Annotated in this window: 9 protein-coding genes; 3 read left to right on the top strand and 6 right to left on the bottom strand. The window is 76.2% G+C overall.

Annotated features, from left to right (window positions below):
- The first annotated feature begins 17 nt into the window (after nucleotides 1-17).
- The 3 genes from JQN84_RS28090 to JQN84_RS28080 all read left to right on the top strand — a co-directional run bounded on the left by JQN84_RS28090 (nucleotide 18) and on the right by JQN84_RS28080 (nucleotide 5,056).
- Nucleotides 18-1,562, top strand: a complete 1,545-nt coding sequence (locus tag JQN84_RS28090) for an NAD(P)-binding domain-containing protein (RefSeq protein ID WP_204961579.1) — start codon at nucleotides 18-20, stop codon at nucleotides 1,560-1,562.
- Nucleotides 1,552-3,129: a class I adenylate-forming enzyme family protein gene (locus tag JQN84_RS28085; RefSeq protein ID WP_204961578.1), complete on the top strand. Its 1,578-nt coding sequence runs from the start codon at nucleotides 1,552-1,554 to the stop codon at nucleotides 3,127-3,129. The genes JQN84_RS28090 and JQN84_RS28085 overlap by 11 nt, the downstream gene beginning before the upstream one ends.
- A 187-nt stretch (nucleotides 3,130-3,316) precedes the next feature.
- On the top strand, nucleotides 3,317-5,056 hold the full coding sequence (locus JQN84_RS28080) for a ricin-type beta-trefoil lectin domain protein (RefSeq protein WP_204961577.1): 1,740 nt from the start codon (nucleotides 3,317-3,319) through the stop codon (nucleotides 5,054-5,056).
- On the opposite strand, the gene JQN84_RS28075 is transcribed toward JQN84_RS28080, so the two are convergent.
- From JQN84_RS28075 to JQN84_RS28050, 6 genes are all read right to left on the bottom strand, one after another.
- Nucleotides 5,053-6,003, bottom strand: a complete 951-nt coding sequence (locus JQN84_RS28075; protein WP_204961576.1) for a hypothetical protein — start codon at nucleotides 6,001-6,003, stop codon at nucleotides 5,053-5,055. The two genes, JQN84_RS28080 and JQN84_RS28075, sit on opposite strands and share 4 nt — an antisense overlap.
- A gap of 82 nt (nucleotides 6,004-6,085) precedes the next feature.
- Nucleotides 6,086-6,715 (bottom strand): sigma-70 family RNA polymerase sigma factor, encoded by a 630-nt coding sequence (locus JQN84_RS28070; RefSeq protein ID WP_239486327.1) that lies wholly within the window; start codon nucleotides 6,713-6,715, stop codon nucleotides 6,086-6,088.
- 202 nt (nucleotides 6,716-6,917) lie between these two features.
- Nucleotides 6,918-10,295 (bottom strand): AAA family ATPase, encoded by a 3,378-nt coding sequence (locus JQN84_RS32435; RefSeq protein ID WP_204961574.1) that lies wholly within the window; start codon nucleotides 10,293-10,295, stop codon nucleotides 6,918-6,920.
- A 121-nt stretch (nucleotides 10,296-10,416) separates the two neighbouring features.
- Entirely contained in the window at nucleotides 10,417-12,960 is a 2,544-nt protein-coding gene (locus JQN84_RS28060) for a hypothetical protein (protein WP_204961573.1), read from the bottom strand.
- Between the two features lie 6 nt (nucleotides 12,961-12,966).
- Complete coding sequence (locus tag JQN84_RS28055) at nucleotides 12,967-14,055, bottom strand: hypothetical protein (protein WP_204961572.1); 1,089 nt, start codon at nucleotides 14,053-14,055, stop codon at nucleotides 12,967-12,969.
- Entirely contained in the window at nucleotides 14,052-15,140 is a 1,089-nt protein-coding gene (locus JQN84_RS28050) for a hypothetical protein (RefSeq protein ID WP_204961571.1), read from the bottom strand. Before JQN84_RS28050 ends, JQN84_RS28055 begins: the two co-directional genes overlap by 4 nt.
- Between the last annotated feature and the right edge of the window lie 4 nt (nucleotides 15,141-15,144).

Here is a 15,144-nt window from a genome sequence, read left to right as displayed (position 1 = left end):
CCGATACGGTGCGCCGCATGACGCTCGACTACCTGATCATCGGAGCCGGGCCGGCCGGGCTCCAACTCGCCGCCCTGCTGGAGCGCGACGGCCGCGACCATCTGGTGCTGGAGGCCGGACCGACGCCGGGCACGTTCTTCGGCCGCTACCCGCGGCACCGCCAGTTGATCTCCATCAACAAGGTCTGGACCGGTTCCGACGATCCGGAGTTCAACCTGCGCTCCGACTGGAACTCGCTGCTCACCGACGATCCGGCGCTGCTGTTCCGCAACTTCAGCCGGCGCTACTTCCCCGACGCCGACGACATGGTGCGCTACCTCGCCGCCTTCGCCGACGGGCTGCGGGTCCGCTACGACACCCGGGTCACCCGGATCGCCCACGACGGCGACCTGTTCACCGTCGAGGCCGGCGGCGACACGCTGACCGCCCGCCGGGTCGTCGTGGCCACCGGCGTCTCCCAGCTGTACGTGCCGCCGATCGAGGGCGTCGACCTCGCCGAACGCTACGACACCGTCAGCGTCGACCCGGACGACTTCACCAACCAGCGGGTCCTGATCATCGGCAAGGGCAACTCGGCCTTCGAGACCGCCGACGCCCTGGTCGAGACCGCCGCCGTCATCCACGTCGCCGGCCCGCACTCGATCCGGCTGGCGTGGCAGACGCACTACGTCGGGCACCTGCGCGCGGTGAACAACAACTTCCTCGACACCTACCAGCTCAAGTCGCAGAACGCCGTCCTCGACGGCACCGTCGAGCGGATCGCCCGCCGCGACGACGGCGGCTACCGGATCGACTTCCGGTACGCCCGCACCCGCGAGTCGCTGCGGCAGCTCGACTACGACCGGATCATCCTGTGCACCGGCTTCCGGTTCGACGCGGACATCTTCGACCCGTCGGCGCGGCCCCGGCTGGTCATCAACGACCGCTTCCCCGAGCAGACCTCCGGCTTCGAGTCGGTGAACGTGCCCGGCCTGTACTTCGCCGGCACCCTCACCCAGCAGCGCGACTTCAAACGCTCCACCAACGGCTTCATCCACGGCTTCCGGTACGGCGTACGCGCCCTGCACCGGATGCTGAACGCCAGGCACCACGGCACGCCGTGGCCGTCGACCACCCTGGACGCCACCCCCGAGGCGATCACGGATGCGATCATCGCCCGGATCAACCGCACCTCCGCGCTGTGGCAGCAGTTCACCGTCCTCGGCGATGTCGTCGTGATCGCCGACGGTGTCGCGCGCTACCACGAGGAGGTGCCGGTGGCCTACCTGCACGACGGCGGCCTGGGACCCGAGCCGTTCGCGGTGGTGACCACCCTGGAGTACGGCCCGGACCACGACCAGGTCGACCCGTTCGACATCACCGTCCCCCGGATCGCCGAGAACGACGCCGAACGCGCCCACGACGCCAGCTACCTGCACCCCGTCGTCCGGGTGCACCGGGGCGGGCGGCTCGTCGCCACCCACCACCTCGCCGAGAACCTGGAGAACAACTGGGACCTGCCCGGCGTGCACCAGCAACCCCTGGCGCTGTTCCTCAAGGGCGTCCTGTCCGATGCCGGCTGAGCACGACAACGACGGCCGTCGCGCGGCGGAGCACCAGCACGCCGACCGCCGCGCGACGGGGCCCGGCCACCACGGCGGGCACGACCGGACCGGTCGCGGGTCGGCGGACCGCGACCGGGCCGGGGCCACCGCCGGTGGTGAGCTGTGGCCGCAGCCCGTGCTGCGGCTGCTCACCACCGGCGGTGACCGGCCGGTCTTCGAGGACGGCGACCGGACCGTCGGCGCGGCCGAACTGGCGGACCTGGTCCGGCGGACCGCCAGTGGCCTGCGCGCCGCCGGTATCGGGCCGGGTCGCGCGGTGGCGCTGCGGATCGGGGTCACCCCGGAGGCGCTCGCCGGTGTCCTCGCCGCGTTCACCGTCGGCGCCCGGGTCTCCGGCATCCGGCCCGAGCTGACCCCGGCGCAACTCGACCGGCTGCTGGCCAGCGATGACGCGCTGCTCGTCGACGACGCCCGACTCGCCATCCTGGCCCGGACCCGCGACGACGGCAGCCCCCTGGTCGCCGCCGGCCGGCCCGGTGACGTCGCCCGGATCACCTGGACCAGCGGCAGCACCGGCCACCCCAAGGGCTGCGCCCAGACGTACGCGGCGATGAGCGCGGCCTGGGCGGCCCACCCCGACCGGTGGCCGCCGGCGATCGCCGAGCTCGCCCCCCGGCTGGGGCGCTACCTGGTCTTCGGCTCGCTGAGCAGCCAGGTGATGCTGGAGTACGGCATCCTCACCCTGGCCGCCGGGGGCACCCTGGTCGCCGCCCGCCCGCCCGGCTTCCCCGGCATGATCACCAGGCACCGGGCCACCGCGAGCGTGATCACCGTCGGCAAGCTGCACCAGCTCGTCCGCGACCAGCGCGCCGACCCGGTCGACCTGGGCAGCCTGCGGGCGCTCCTGGTCTCCGGATCACCGCTCACCGCGTCCCGGCTCGCCGAAGCGCTCGACGTGCTCGGCCCGGTCGTCTTCCACGGCTACGGGCAGACCGAGACCGGCATGATCGCGATGGTCACCCCGGCCGAGCTGCTGGCCGACCCGGGCCGGCTCGCCTCGGTCGGACGCGCGCCCGAGGTGGTCGACCTGTCCATCCGCGACGCCGACGGCCGGCCGGCCACCGAGGGCGAACTCTTCGTCCGGACCCCGGCACAGGCCGACGCCTACTGGGGCGACCCGGCCGAGAGCGCCGAGGTGTTCACCGACGGCTGGGTACGCACCCGCGACCTGGCCCGGTTGGACGCCGACGGCTACCTGCACCTGTCCGGCCGGGCCCGGGACGTGATCATCGTCAACGCGAACCTGGTGTACGCCGGCCCGATCGAACGGGTGCTCGCCGCCGACCCCGCCGTCGCCGAGGCGTACGTGGTCAGCCGTCCCGACGACGTCACCGGCGAGGCGGTGCACGCGTACGTGGTGCCGGCGGCCGGCCACCCGTTGGACGTCGGCCGGTTGCGCGCCCGGGTCGCGGCGGCCCTCGGTGCGGCCGCCGTCCCGACGACCGTCGAGGTGATCACCGGGGTGCCGGTGGGGCCGAGCGGCAAACCCGACAAGCGCGCCTTGGGCGTGGGCGTCGGTTCCTGAGCGGCGGCCACCGTTTCCGCGCGACCGGCGGCGTCGGCGCTGCCCGCAGAGCCCGGCGGCCCGGACCATCCACCCCGGCAGCGCCACGATCACCGGCACCCGGCAAACTCCACACTGATCCGACTGAACCTTCGGCTGGCTCAGTGCGTTGAGAGGTCGAAGCCACAGCCTGTCGAGGAGCGCACCGGTGCCACTGACCTCCACGTCCCACCGCCGGCGGCTAGAACGACTCGTCGGTGGGGTGCGGCAACGGCTGTCACCACTGGCCGGCGTCGTCCGACGGGCAATGTCCCGCCTGCCCGGCCCGCCGATCGTGGCGCGGATCGTCGCCGGGCTGATGGCGCTGGCGCTCGCCGTCCTCGCCGGCTTCGCCGCCAGCACCGGGTTCGGCACGGCCACCGCCCAGACCGTGGAGGGCAAACCGGTCCCCGCCGAGCAGGTGCCCCTGATCGCCCAGGCCGCGCTCTCCTGCCCGACCCTCACCGCGCCCCGGCTGGCCGGTCAGCTCATGGCCGCCTCCGGGTTCGTGGCCGACGCCCGCACCGACGACGGCGGCTCCGGGGTGGCCGGGCTCACCGACGAACTCTGGCAGCGGTGGCTGCCCTGGCCCGACGCGCCCCGGCTGGACGTCGCCGCGAACATCGTCGCGCTGGCCCACCACATGTGCGACCTCGTCGGGCAGGTGTCGCACGGCGACATCGACGGAGACACCTGGCAACTCGCGCTCGCCGCGCACCGTTCCGGGATGCCCGCCGTCCAGGCCGACCGGGGCGTCCCCGACGCGGCGGCCGGGTACGTGCGGACCGTCGTCGGCTACGCCGAGTGGTACTCCCGGCAGCCCGACTTCGACCCGGACGCGGCGGACGCCTCACCGACGCCCGCCCCACCTGCGCCGCCCGCCGGCAGCGCGCCACGCCCCATCCCCGACGAGCACCTGGCGGCGATCCTCGCCGCCGGCCGGACCTGCCCGGCGGTGACCCCGGCGAAGATCGCCGGTCAGCTCATGGCGGCGTCCGGGTTCAACCCGAACCTGCTCGGCCCCAACGGCGCGCAGGGCATCGCCCAGTTCCTGCCCACCGTGTGGAGCCGCTACGCGACCGCCGGCCAGTCACCGTGGGACGCCGCGACGGCGATCGCCACGCTCGGCAAGACGATGTGCGCCCTCACCACCGACCTGGGTGGGCTCACCGCCGACCCGTATCCGCTCGCGCTGGCCGCCTTCCAGTGGGGGCCGGGGGTACAGGCCGGCGGCGCACCCGACCTGGGCACGGTGGACGAGAACGCCGGCCGGGTCCTCGCCTACGCCGCCTTCTACGCCCAGGACCCCCGGCTCGGTGGGCGTCCGTCCCCGCGTCCGCCACTGCCGGCCGGCACCCGGGGCCCGGTGCTGGCCCTGCCGCCCACGCCCGCCGGCGCGGGCCCCGGCCCGGCCGGCAACCCGACCAGAGCCGGCGTCAACCCGACCAGACCCGCCCCGGCGGCAGGCGCCCCGTCCACGCAGGCGGCGGCCCGTCCGACCACCCCCGCGCCGGCGCCGGCGGCCTCCACCGGCTACCGCATCCGCGGGTACGGCAGCACCTGCCTGTACGCCCCGTCGGCCGTGGACGGCCAGCAGTTGGTGATCTGGGACTGCAACGGCTCGGCCCGGCAGAAGTGGACGTTCGGCGGCGACGGCACGATCCGGATGGGGTCGCTCTGCATGGACCTGGCGGACGCCTCCAGCGCCGACGGCACCCGCATCCAGCTGGCGACCTGCAACGGCGGCTGGGCGCAGAAATTCTGGATCAACGGCTCCGGTGACCTGGTCAACTCGGCGATCGGCAGGTGCGTCGACATCCGGGACTGGTCCACCGCCAACGGCACCGGCCTGCAACTGTGGACGTGCACCGGTGAGGCCAACCAGAAGTGGACGCGGGTGAAGGTCTAGCGGGGGCCGGCGGGGCGGCCGATCCGGGCCGACACCAGTGCCGTCCCGTCGGTCTCCGCGACGGCGAAGAACGCCAGCGTGTCGACGGCGGCGGGGATCTCCCCGGTGACCTCCTGCGGCCCGGCGGTCGCCGTCCACTGTGCCACCTGGTAGGTGCGGGTGTCGGCGGCGACCGCATAGAGCCGGTACTCCACCCCCGCCGTCAGGCCGAGCACGGTGGCCCGTACGTCGGAAGCCGACCCGGGGCCGTCGGGGCGGGCCGAGACGGTGACGGACAACCGGGTGGCCGCACCGACCCCCTCCACCGTCACCCCGGCGGCGACCGGGTTGACGGTGGACTGCCGGGCGTCGGGCGCGCCGCCCTGCTGCCGCTGCCCGAGGGTCACCCCCAGGGACACCGCCGCGACCATGGCGAGCGTGCCGGCGACGAGCCACCGCCGTCGACCCCGCCGGGACCGGTCGGACGCGCGGCCGGCCGGACCCCGCCCGCCCGCGTCCCGGGAGGGCGGCCGGTCCGCCGGTCCCGGGCGCGACGCGGCGGCCGGCGGGAGTCCGGGGGCCGGCAGCGTCTCGGAGACCGACGTGGGCTCGGGGGTCGGCAGGTCGGGGGCGGGCGCGGGGGCCGGAGCCTCACCGAGGGCCGGGACGGCGGTGGAGGTCGGGACGGCGTCAGGGGTCGGGGTGGCGGTCGGGAGGGCCGGTGCGGTGACGTCGACCGGATCGGTACGCAGGTCGGCGATCTCGCCCGGGGTCAGCCCCGCGAACGCCCCCACCAGGGGGGCCAGCCGGTCACACTCGTCGAGGCAGATCGTGCAGGTGCCGAGGTGGCGTTCGAACTCCCACTCGTCCTGCGGATCGAGGTCACCCCACAGGTAGGGAGCGCACTGCTCCAGGGGGGCGTGGGCCACCGGACCGGGGGCGTCGCTGTCGCTTCGGAGGTCGGTCATGGCCTGTCAGCTCTGCTCGGGGAGGCAGCGCCTCGCGGCCCCGCCGCCGTCATCGTATGCCATCGCGGTCGTGGTGGACGCCTCACGCACCGTCGACCTCCCCGATGACGGCGCGCAACGCGCGCAGGGCGTAGTGGGCGCGGGACTTGACGGTGCCCTCGGCGATGCCGAACTCCGCGGCGATCTCAGCGGTGGAGAGCCCCCGGAAGTAGACCGCCTCCACCACCCGACGGTGCTCGACGCTGATCTTCGGCAGCGCGTCGCGGATGGTCCGCGCCGTCACCACCCGCTCCGCCACGTCGGCGGTCGCCGGAATCCGGTTGAGGTCCAGCGCGCCGACCTCGGTCGGGCGGGCCTGCCGGGCCCGCGCCACGTCGATGGCGACCCGGCGGGCCACGGTGAACAGCCAGCGCCGTTGGGTCTCCAGGTCGGCGGCGAGGCTGTCGATGCTGCGCCAGGCCCGCATCATCGTCTCCTGGAGCAGATCCTCGGCGAGCTGCCGTTCACCTGAGGCCAGCCGGAGCAGGAACCGGAACAGGGGCTCGGCGTGCACCGCGTGCAGCTCCCGCAGGCGCGCGTCGGGGGCGAGGTCGGGGGCGGGTGGCGGGGGCCCGGCGTCGACGGCCGACGCGTCCGGGTCGACTGCTGCCGCCACCCCGATGCCCGCCCCGCCCGGCGCGTCCGCGTCCGGCCCGCGAGAAAGACCTGCCAACCGGTGCCTCCCCAGCACGCTCACCGTCCGCGTGACCGGCCGCGCGGGCGCGCCCGCAGCTCCGGTCCCACGTCGATCCAGGAGAGCATACGGGGCACCGTCGGACCCGCTGCCGCTGATGCCGCCCGTGGCCCGGCGGCGCGGCCGGCTCCGATGCGGACGGTCCACCGGCCGCAGCCGCCACACCGTGCCACCGGGCCGGTCAGCCATGCGACGCCGCCACCGGGGTGACGTCCTCGGCCCGCAGGGTACGCAGGTCCGCGACGGTCGGCCCGGTCAGCCCACGCAGCCGACCCGCCTGCCGGGTCACCGCCTCGTCGAGCACCTGGCGGGCGTACCGGCCGTTGCCGAAGGCCGGACCGTGCGGGGCCTGCTCGAAGTGCTGGCGCAGCGCGGTCAGCGTGTCCCCGGGGCAGTCGTACCCGCCGGCGCGGGCCAGCCCCTCGAAGATGGCGACCAGCTCGTCGGCGGTGTACGGGGCGAAGTGGACCCGGCGGGAGAACCGGGAGGCCAGCCCGGCGTTCGCGGCGAGGAACTGGGCGATCTCCGCCTCGTAACCGGCGACGATCACCACCACCTCGTCGCGGTGGTCCTCCATCAGCTTCACCAGCGTGTCGATCGCCTCCCGACCGAAGTCGTTGCGGGCGTCCGGCGGTGCCAGCGTGTACGCCTCGTCGATGAACAGCACCCCGCCCCGGGCCCGTTCGAACGCCTCCCGGGTGCGGTGCGCGGTGTGCCCGACGTACTCGCCCACCAGGTCGGCGCGGGCCACCTCGACCAGTTGGCCGCCCCGCAACACCCCCAGCGCGGTCAACAGCTGCCCGTAGAGCCGGGCGACAGTGGTCTTGCCAGTTCCCGGTGGCCCGGAGAAGACCAGGTGCCGGGAGACCGACGGCGCGGGCAGGCCGGCCCGTACCCGGGTCCGGGCAGCGGCCAGCAGGTCGATCAGGTCGGCCACCTCCTGCTTCACCGCGTCCAACCCGATCATGGCGTGCAGCCGGGCCAGCAGCGCGTCCACCGCACCCGCGGGCGGCTCGTCGTCGGGCGGGCCGGCCGCCGACTCGTCGAGGTCCTGCGGCAGCAGCTGGGCCAGCTCCACCCCGGAGGCGGCGCCGCTGCCGGACAGCCGGAACGCCTGCCGGCTGACCATCTCCTCGAAGGTCTGCCGGGCCACCCGGGCGTTGCCGAACGACCCGGTACGCGGCATCGACTCGAACCACGACTCCAGGGCGATCCGGGTGTCGTACTCCAGGGCGTAGTGGTGGCTGCTGCACAGCCGCTCGACGATCTGCACCAGCTCCGGGGAGGTGTAGCTCTCGAACTCGACGGTCTTGGAGAACCGGGAGGCCAACCCCGGGTTCGCCGCCAGGAACGTACGCATCTGCGCCGAGTAACCGGCGACGATCACCACCACCTCGTCGCGGTGGTCCTCCATCAGCTTGACCAGCGTGTCGACCGCCTCCCGACCGAAGTCGTGCCCCGAGCCGCCGCCGTCGACCGGGGCCAGGGTGTACGCCTCGTCGATGAACAGCACCCCGCCGATGGCTTCCCTGAACCGTTCGGTGGTCTTCACCGCCGTACCGCCGATGTGTTCGGCGACCAGGTCGGCGCGGGCCACCTCGACCAGCTGCCCGCCGGGCAGCACGCCGAGGGCGGCCAGGATGCGGCCGTAGAGCCGGGCCACCGTGGTCTTCCCGGTGCCCGGCGCACCCGCGAAGATCATGTGCCGGGACATGGGTGGGGCGGGCAGCCCGGCGGCGGCCCGTCGCCGGCTGATCCGGTGCAACCCGACCAGGGTCGCCACCTCCCGCTTCACCCCGGCCAGGCCGACCAGCGTGTCCAGTTCGGCCAGCAGCGGCGCGGCCGGGTCGTCGGCGGGCGGAGCACCGGCCGACGGCGTCGCCGGCACGGCGGGCTCGGCGGCGCGCGCCGGGACCGCCGGGTCGGGTCGCCCGGCCGGCTCCGGCGGTCGGTGCGGCCCGTCCGCCGGGCCGGCGGGCAGCGGGTCACCGGCCCGGCCGGTGGGCTCGGGACCGGCGTCGGTGCCGACGAGTTCCACCGCGGCGTCGTCCACCGTGGTACGCAGCCGACCGCCCCCGTTGCCCCGCAGCGCGGTGTCGACCAGCCGGACCGGCCGACGGGTCTGCACCAGCACCCCCGGTCCGGTGTTGCCGAACACCTCGCACCCGGTCACCTCACCCTGCGACTCGCCGGCCAACCACACCCCCGGGCCGTCGCTACCCCGCACCCGGCTGCGCCGCAGCTGCACCGTCGCCCCGCGCTGCGCGGTCAGCCCGGCACCCCGGCTGCCGAGCACGTCCACGCTGGTGGCCCGCAGCCGCCCGGCCGACACGACGAGACCGGTGGCGCAGTCGCGCAGGGTCATCCCCTCCACCGTCAGTTCCCCGTCGCTCACCGACACCCCGGCCGAGCCGGCGTCGGTCACCGCTCCCCGTCGCGCCCGGAGCCGGGCCGCCTCCGCGACCCGCAGCCCCTCCTGGGTCGGCGCGGTGACGGTCAGGTCGTCGACCTCGGGCCGGGAGGTGCCCCGGGCCAGCAGTCCGGACCGGGTCCGGACGATCGTCACCTCCCGGGCGCTGCCGGTCGCCGCGTCGGCGAAGAGCAGGCCGACCCCGTCGGTGGCGGTCAGCGTGCCGCCCTCGATCCGGGGTGCCGCCGTGCCACTGGCCACCACCGCCGCACCGGTGTCCACCTCGACCCGTAACCCCAGGTAGCTGCCGGTGGCGGCGGCCTGCACGCTGAGCCCGTGCCCGCTGCCGGCCCCGACGACGCAGTCGCGCAGCGTCGGGTCGGCCGTCCCGTCGACCAGCACCGCCGGGCCGGTCGCCGTACGCAGCTCGCAGCCGGTCAGCTCGGGGCTGCCCCCGGTCACCAGCACCGCGGGGCCGGCGGTGTCCACGATCCGGGTGTCGACCAGCCGGATCGTGCCGTCCTCGACCAGCAGGCCGGGGCCGTCGACGGCGGTGACCACGCACTGTTCCACCAGCCCCCGGCCGCCCCGGGTGCACAGCACCGCCGTGCCGCGTACGTCGGTGACCGTGCACCCGCGCAGCACCGGGTCGCCCCCGGCGACGGCCACCGCCACGGTGCCGATCCCGGCGACCGTGGTGCGGACGACCTCGCCGGTGCCGGCGCGTTCGAACAGCAGACCCGCTCCGGCGGGGTTGCCCACCCGGCAGTCCCGCATGGACAGCTCCCCACGGGGGACGTGCACCGCGACGACGCCCGCGGCCCGTACGCCGCACCTGGTGAGTTCCAGCCGACCGCCGCCGACCTGGACCGTCGGGAGCTGCCCACCGCCACCTACCAGCTCGATCCCGTGCAACGTCACCTCGCCCGCACCGACGAAGAGCGCCACCCCCTCACCGCCGTCGATGGTGACCGTGCCCGGCCCCTCCTCGGCGATCAACGTGACGTCGCCACCGAGCTGGACCTGCTCCCGGTACACCCCCGGCTGTACGACGACGGTGGCGCCCACCGGGGCGACCGCCAACGCGCCGGCAATCGTCGGTTGACAGCCCGGCTCCGTCTGGGAAACCGCCATCACGGTGCTGCTCACCCCTCACCACACTTTCGTCTGATTGATCCCGCGCCCCGCGTCCCGTCCGCCCACCGGAACCGTCCGCCGCCGTCCGGCCGGCGGCGGGCGGGTCGCGTCGTGCCGCCCGCCGCCACCGCGGTCACCCCGACGGCAGGGCGAACAACCGCCCCGCCCCGTCGACGCCGATCCCCACCGGCAACGGCGGGGTGCCGCCGTCTGCCGCATCGCCCACCCCGGCGACCGCCCGCAACCGCCGCAGCGTCTGTTCCCCGCCCGGGGCCGGCCGGCCGCCCGGCAACTCCCGCAGGAAGACCTGCCGCGGCCCACCGTCGCCCACCGGCTCGTCCGCGAGCACCTGGAAACAGGTCCCGGCGGGAAAGACCGCCGTACCGTCGGCCCGGGGTCCGGTGTGGACGCCGGCCGGCGCGGCGCGGGCCCCGGTGCCGGCCGCGCCGAGACCGCCCAGCCGGCGGGCGCCGACGGACCAGATCACGAACTGCACCCCGGCGTCCGGCACCGGCGTGGGCGTGGCGTCGACGTCGAGGAAGGCCGGCTCCACCAGCAGCGTGCCGGGCGGGTAGCCGCCCGGCGGCGGGCCGGTCGCGGCGCGGAAGACCGGGCCGAAGACCACGGGCAGGCGACGCAGTCCGTAGCCCACCCAGCGGGCCAGCGCCGTCGGATCGTCGGCCGACGCGGCGTCGCCACGCAGGACCGCGTTCACCGCCTCCCGTTCGCCGGTGCAGTAGGCACGAACGGCGACCAGGCCCGCCGGCAGGTCCGGCGCGCTCACCGCAGCCACCCGCAGGCCGGGTTCCTCCGCCAGGGTCCGCGTCACCACCTGCGTGTACGAGTCGTAGCGCCCGGCGAGGATCCGCCGCAGGGCCGTACGGTCCCCGGCGGTGGGCGTGCCTGCGTCCAGCCGGACCGTCACCGGAACCCGCGTCGGGCCCGGCGGGGCCGGACGCGGCCCGGGAACGACGACCGGCGGCACGCCGGGGTCGCCGGCCACCGGGCCGGGAACCGGTTCCGGCCGGCCGGCCGGCGGCCCGGGCGACCCGGCAGGGGTGTCCGTCCGCCCGGGGGGCACGGTCACCGGGTCGTCGGCTGCGGCGGGCGGCGCGGTCGGGCCGGGCCGGGCGTCCTGCGGGACGGGCGGGGGCGCGGCCGTCGGCTCCGAGGCCGGCGGAGCGCCGTCCCCGGTCACCGCCGGCGACGCCACCCGCAGCAGGTCGAGCCGGGGCACGGCGAGCCGCTGCCACCGGTGCGCACCGTCCGCCGGCACGACCGCCGGGTCGACGGCCGACGCGGACACGCCGACCAGGAGCACGCCCGGGGTGTCGCCTGCCACACCGGAGCCGTCCGACGGCGCGGCGGCCGGCCCGGCCGGACGGGCGGCGGTCACGGCAGGCGCGGCACCTGTCGTGGCAGGCGCGGCAGCGGGCGGTTCGGGTGTGCCGGGCGCGACAGGTGGCGTGGCAGGCCCCGTGGGCAGGGCGGCCGGGGTGGGGAGCACCGGACCGAGGTCGGTCACCGTCCGGGCGGTGCCGGCCGCCGACCGGGGACGCCACCGGCGGAACGTGCCCGTGGTGGTCAGCAGCCCCGACGCGGTGACCTCTACCCGGGCGTCACCGGCGACGACCGGAGCGCCGAGGGCGTCGGCGAGGGCCCCGAACAGCATCCCGGCGGCGGCGGGGTAAGGCACGTCCCCACAGAGCACCACGGGTCGTCCGTCGCGCCGGAGGGCCACGAGGTGACCGGCGAGCACCCCGGGCGGCACCGGTCGGCCGGCCACCTGGAAGCCGCCAGCACCGAGCGCCACCTCGACCAGGAACACGTCGAGCGGCCCCGGAGGCTGTCGTCCCGGGTCCGCGGGGTCGTCCCGCCCCGCCGGCGTGCCGACCGTCGGTGTGTCGGCAGGGGCGGGCAGGAACGACCAGCCGCCGGGGACCGGCCGTCCCGGCACGCCACCGGGGGTTCCCGGGCCACCGTCACCCGTCCGCTCCGCGCCCCCGCCGGACGGAACCTGCCCGCCGGACGGGGCAGGCCCGCCGGACGGGGCAGGCACAGCGTGAGGAACAGGTTCGGCAGCCAGCGCGGACCCGGCGGGCCCGGCGGGTCCGGGGTGGTGCGGCCCGGTTGCCGGCGGTGGCCACCCGGCGGGCAGCCACGTGTAGCCGTCCCCAACCGGGGCGACCAGCCACCCCTCGGGGCCGCCGTCGGGTCGGGACGGTCCGGACGGTCCGGCGGGCGGTGGGCACCAGGCGGCGGGCGGCTGCTCCGGTCGGGCCGGCCCGCCGTCGGCGACGATCCACCGGCGGGCCGCCGGCACCGCCCGGGTGGACACGGCCGGGGCGTCCAGCGGCACCGCCCCATCGATCCCGAGATCCGTGGCGAGCCCGGCCGCCCGGCCCGGCACCGCCGCCGGGTCGGCGTAGCCGCCGAGCGGGACCAGCCGGAACCCGGCGGCCGACCCGCCGAGCTGGCGGGGCAGCAGGTCGGCCAGGAGGTCGAACAGGTCCGGCCGGGCGGACACGGTCGTCGAGCAGAGCACCACGGTACGGTCCGGATCGGCCGGCAACCTGGCGGCCACCCCGGCCAGGGCGGCGTAGGGCTCCGTGGCGGCATGGACGAGGAGCACCGCACCGACGGTGCCGGCGTGGACGGGCTCACGAGGGTCGGTCATCGCCGGTCAGCCCGCCGACCGTCCGACCACGCCGGTGGCCTCGACCAGCGCCGCCCGGGACCGGTGCACCGCCACCGCGTCCACGTCGGGGGGCGCGTAGCCGGCCGCCCGGATCGCCGCCAGCAGGCCCTCGTCCGGGGCGATCCGGTACCGGGTGAGGTAGTGCCCGGTGGCGGCGGACCAGATCCACCGGCCGTCGCCGAGCAGGTCGACCGGCACCGTACGGCCCGGGGTCACCACGTCGGGCACCCGGGCCACGCCGGTGAGCAGGGGAACTCCGGCGGCGAGGTAGCCGGCGACGCGGTTCGCCTCCTCGATCGACAGTCGCGCCCGGTCGGGGCCGAACGTCGGGTTCCCGGTCGCGTCGAGGGTGTCGAAGGTCGCCGCGACGCGTACCCGCTCGGCCGGTCGGGCGGCCCAGAGCAGGACGGCCCCCGCCAGCGCACGCCTGTGGTACGCGGGCAGCCCGGCCAGGTGCCCGAAGACCTCGACCAGCGGGTCGGTCTCCCCCACCGCCACCAGGGCGGCCTGGAGCCGGGCGGTGAGCGCGACCGCCCCGGCGCGGGCCTGGGCCAGGTAGACCCGGGTGGCCGGCGGGTACGGCGTCGCCGGGGCGGGGCGTCGCCAGACCCGCCACAGCCCGACGGGTTGCGTCTCCCCGTTGCCGAGGGCGTCGACGGCGGCCCGGTCGACCTCGTCCAGGCCGCCGGAGACGGCCTGGACCTCCCCGCCGGACGTGCCCTGGACCTCTGCGGCCGAGGCGGGTGTGCCGGCGGCGTGACCGCCTCCGGTCGGCGCACGCCCGGTGGGCGGGTCCGGCGTCCAGGTGTACGGCGGGGTGTGGTCGTCCCCGGCGCGGGGCAGGTCGGCGAGCAGGTCGTCGGGCACACCGGCGGCGATGAGCACCCCGGTGAGCAGCAGCACGTCGGGGTCGGTCAGCCGGATCTGCCGGGCGAGGGCGGCGAAGGCCACCATCCGGGCCACCTCGGTCACCGCACCGTCGGCCAGCCCGGCGCGGACGGTGCCGAGCAACGCGGCGGGGGCCTGCCCGGCGATCCGCAGCAGGAGCCGGTGCATCGCCGACGGCACGCTCATGCCTCCACAACGGCGGGTTCGGCATGCTGGTTCATCCCGGTCCGGTCGGGGTCGCACATCGCCGCGAAGAGGTACGACAGCGACCGGTGCACCGCCACCGCGTCGAGGGTCGGTGCGGTGTAGTCGGCGGCCCGGATCGCCGCGAGCAGGTCCGGTTCGGGGGCGAACCCGTACTGGTCGGCGTAGTAGGTGACCGCCTCCGACCACAGCCACCGGCCGTCGCCCCGGACGCCCGTGGGCACCGGGTCGGCGGCCGACGCCGGGTCGAAGCCGTCGGTCGAGCGGTGCGGGCTGGCCAGCAGCGGCACCCCCGCGCCGAGGTAGGCGACGACCCGTTCCGCCTCGTCGTCGGTGAGGGTGCCGGGTGGGGCGGCGGGGTCCGGCGGGGTGGCCAGCCGCAGCGGGGTGGCGGGGCGGTCCGCCCAGAGCAGCGCCGAGTAGGCCAACGCCCGCCGCTGGTACTCCGGCAGGTCCGTCGGCTCGCCGAAGACCTCCACCAGCGGATGCCGTTCACCTGCCGCCTCCAGGGTGGTGGCGATCCGGGCGGCGAGGGCCACCGGTTCCGGGCCCTGCACGAGGTAGAGCCGCTTCGGTTGCGGATACCGCGCGGCGACGGCCGGGTACCGCCAGGACCGCCAGAGCCCCACCGGCCCGGGTGCGGCGGTCACGGCGGCGACGGCGGCCCGGTCGAGGTCGTCGGGCCCGCCGGGGCCGTCCCCGCCGACGGTCAGGTCCATGCTGTACGGCATCCGCCCGTCGGCCCCGGCCAGCACCTGCGGGCCCACCGGGGCCATCCCGTACGCCACCGGCGGGGCTTCGCCGGTGACCAGTCCGGCGAGCACGTCGCCGTCCGCGCCGGTGTCGTGCAGGATCCCGGTGAGCAGGACACGCTCGGACGCGGTGAGCCCGACGCCCCCGGTCAGGCAGGTGAACGCCACCGCCTGGGCCACCTCGGCCAACTGACCCGCCGCGAGCCACTGCCGGGCCGCGCTGACCACCTCGTCCGGGGCCTGCCCGGCGAGGCGCAGCAGCAGCCGGTGCACGGCGGTACGCCTGTCGGTGGTCGGCCCGGTCGTCGTGGTCATGCCC

The organism is Micromonospora humidisoli (genome assembly GCF_016900955.1).
In the GTDB taxonomy this organism is placed as follows: domain Bacteria; phylum Actinomycetota; class Actinomycetes; order Mycobacteriales; family Micromonosporaceae; genus Micromonospora; species Micromonospora wenchangensis.
The sequence above is the reverse complement of the archived record's forward strand: the minus strand, read 5'-3'. Positions and strand labels throughout refer to the sequence as shown.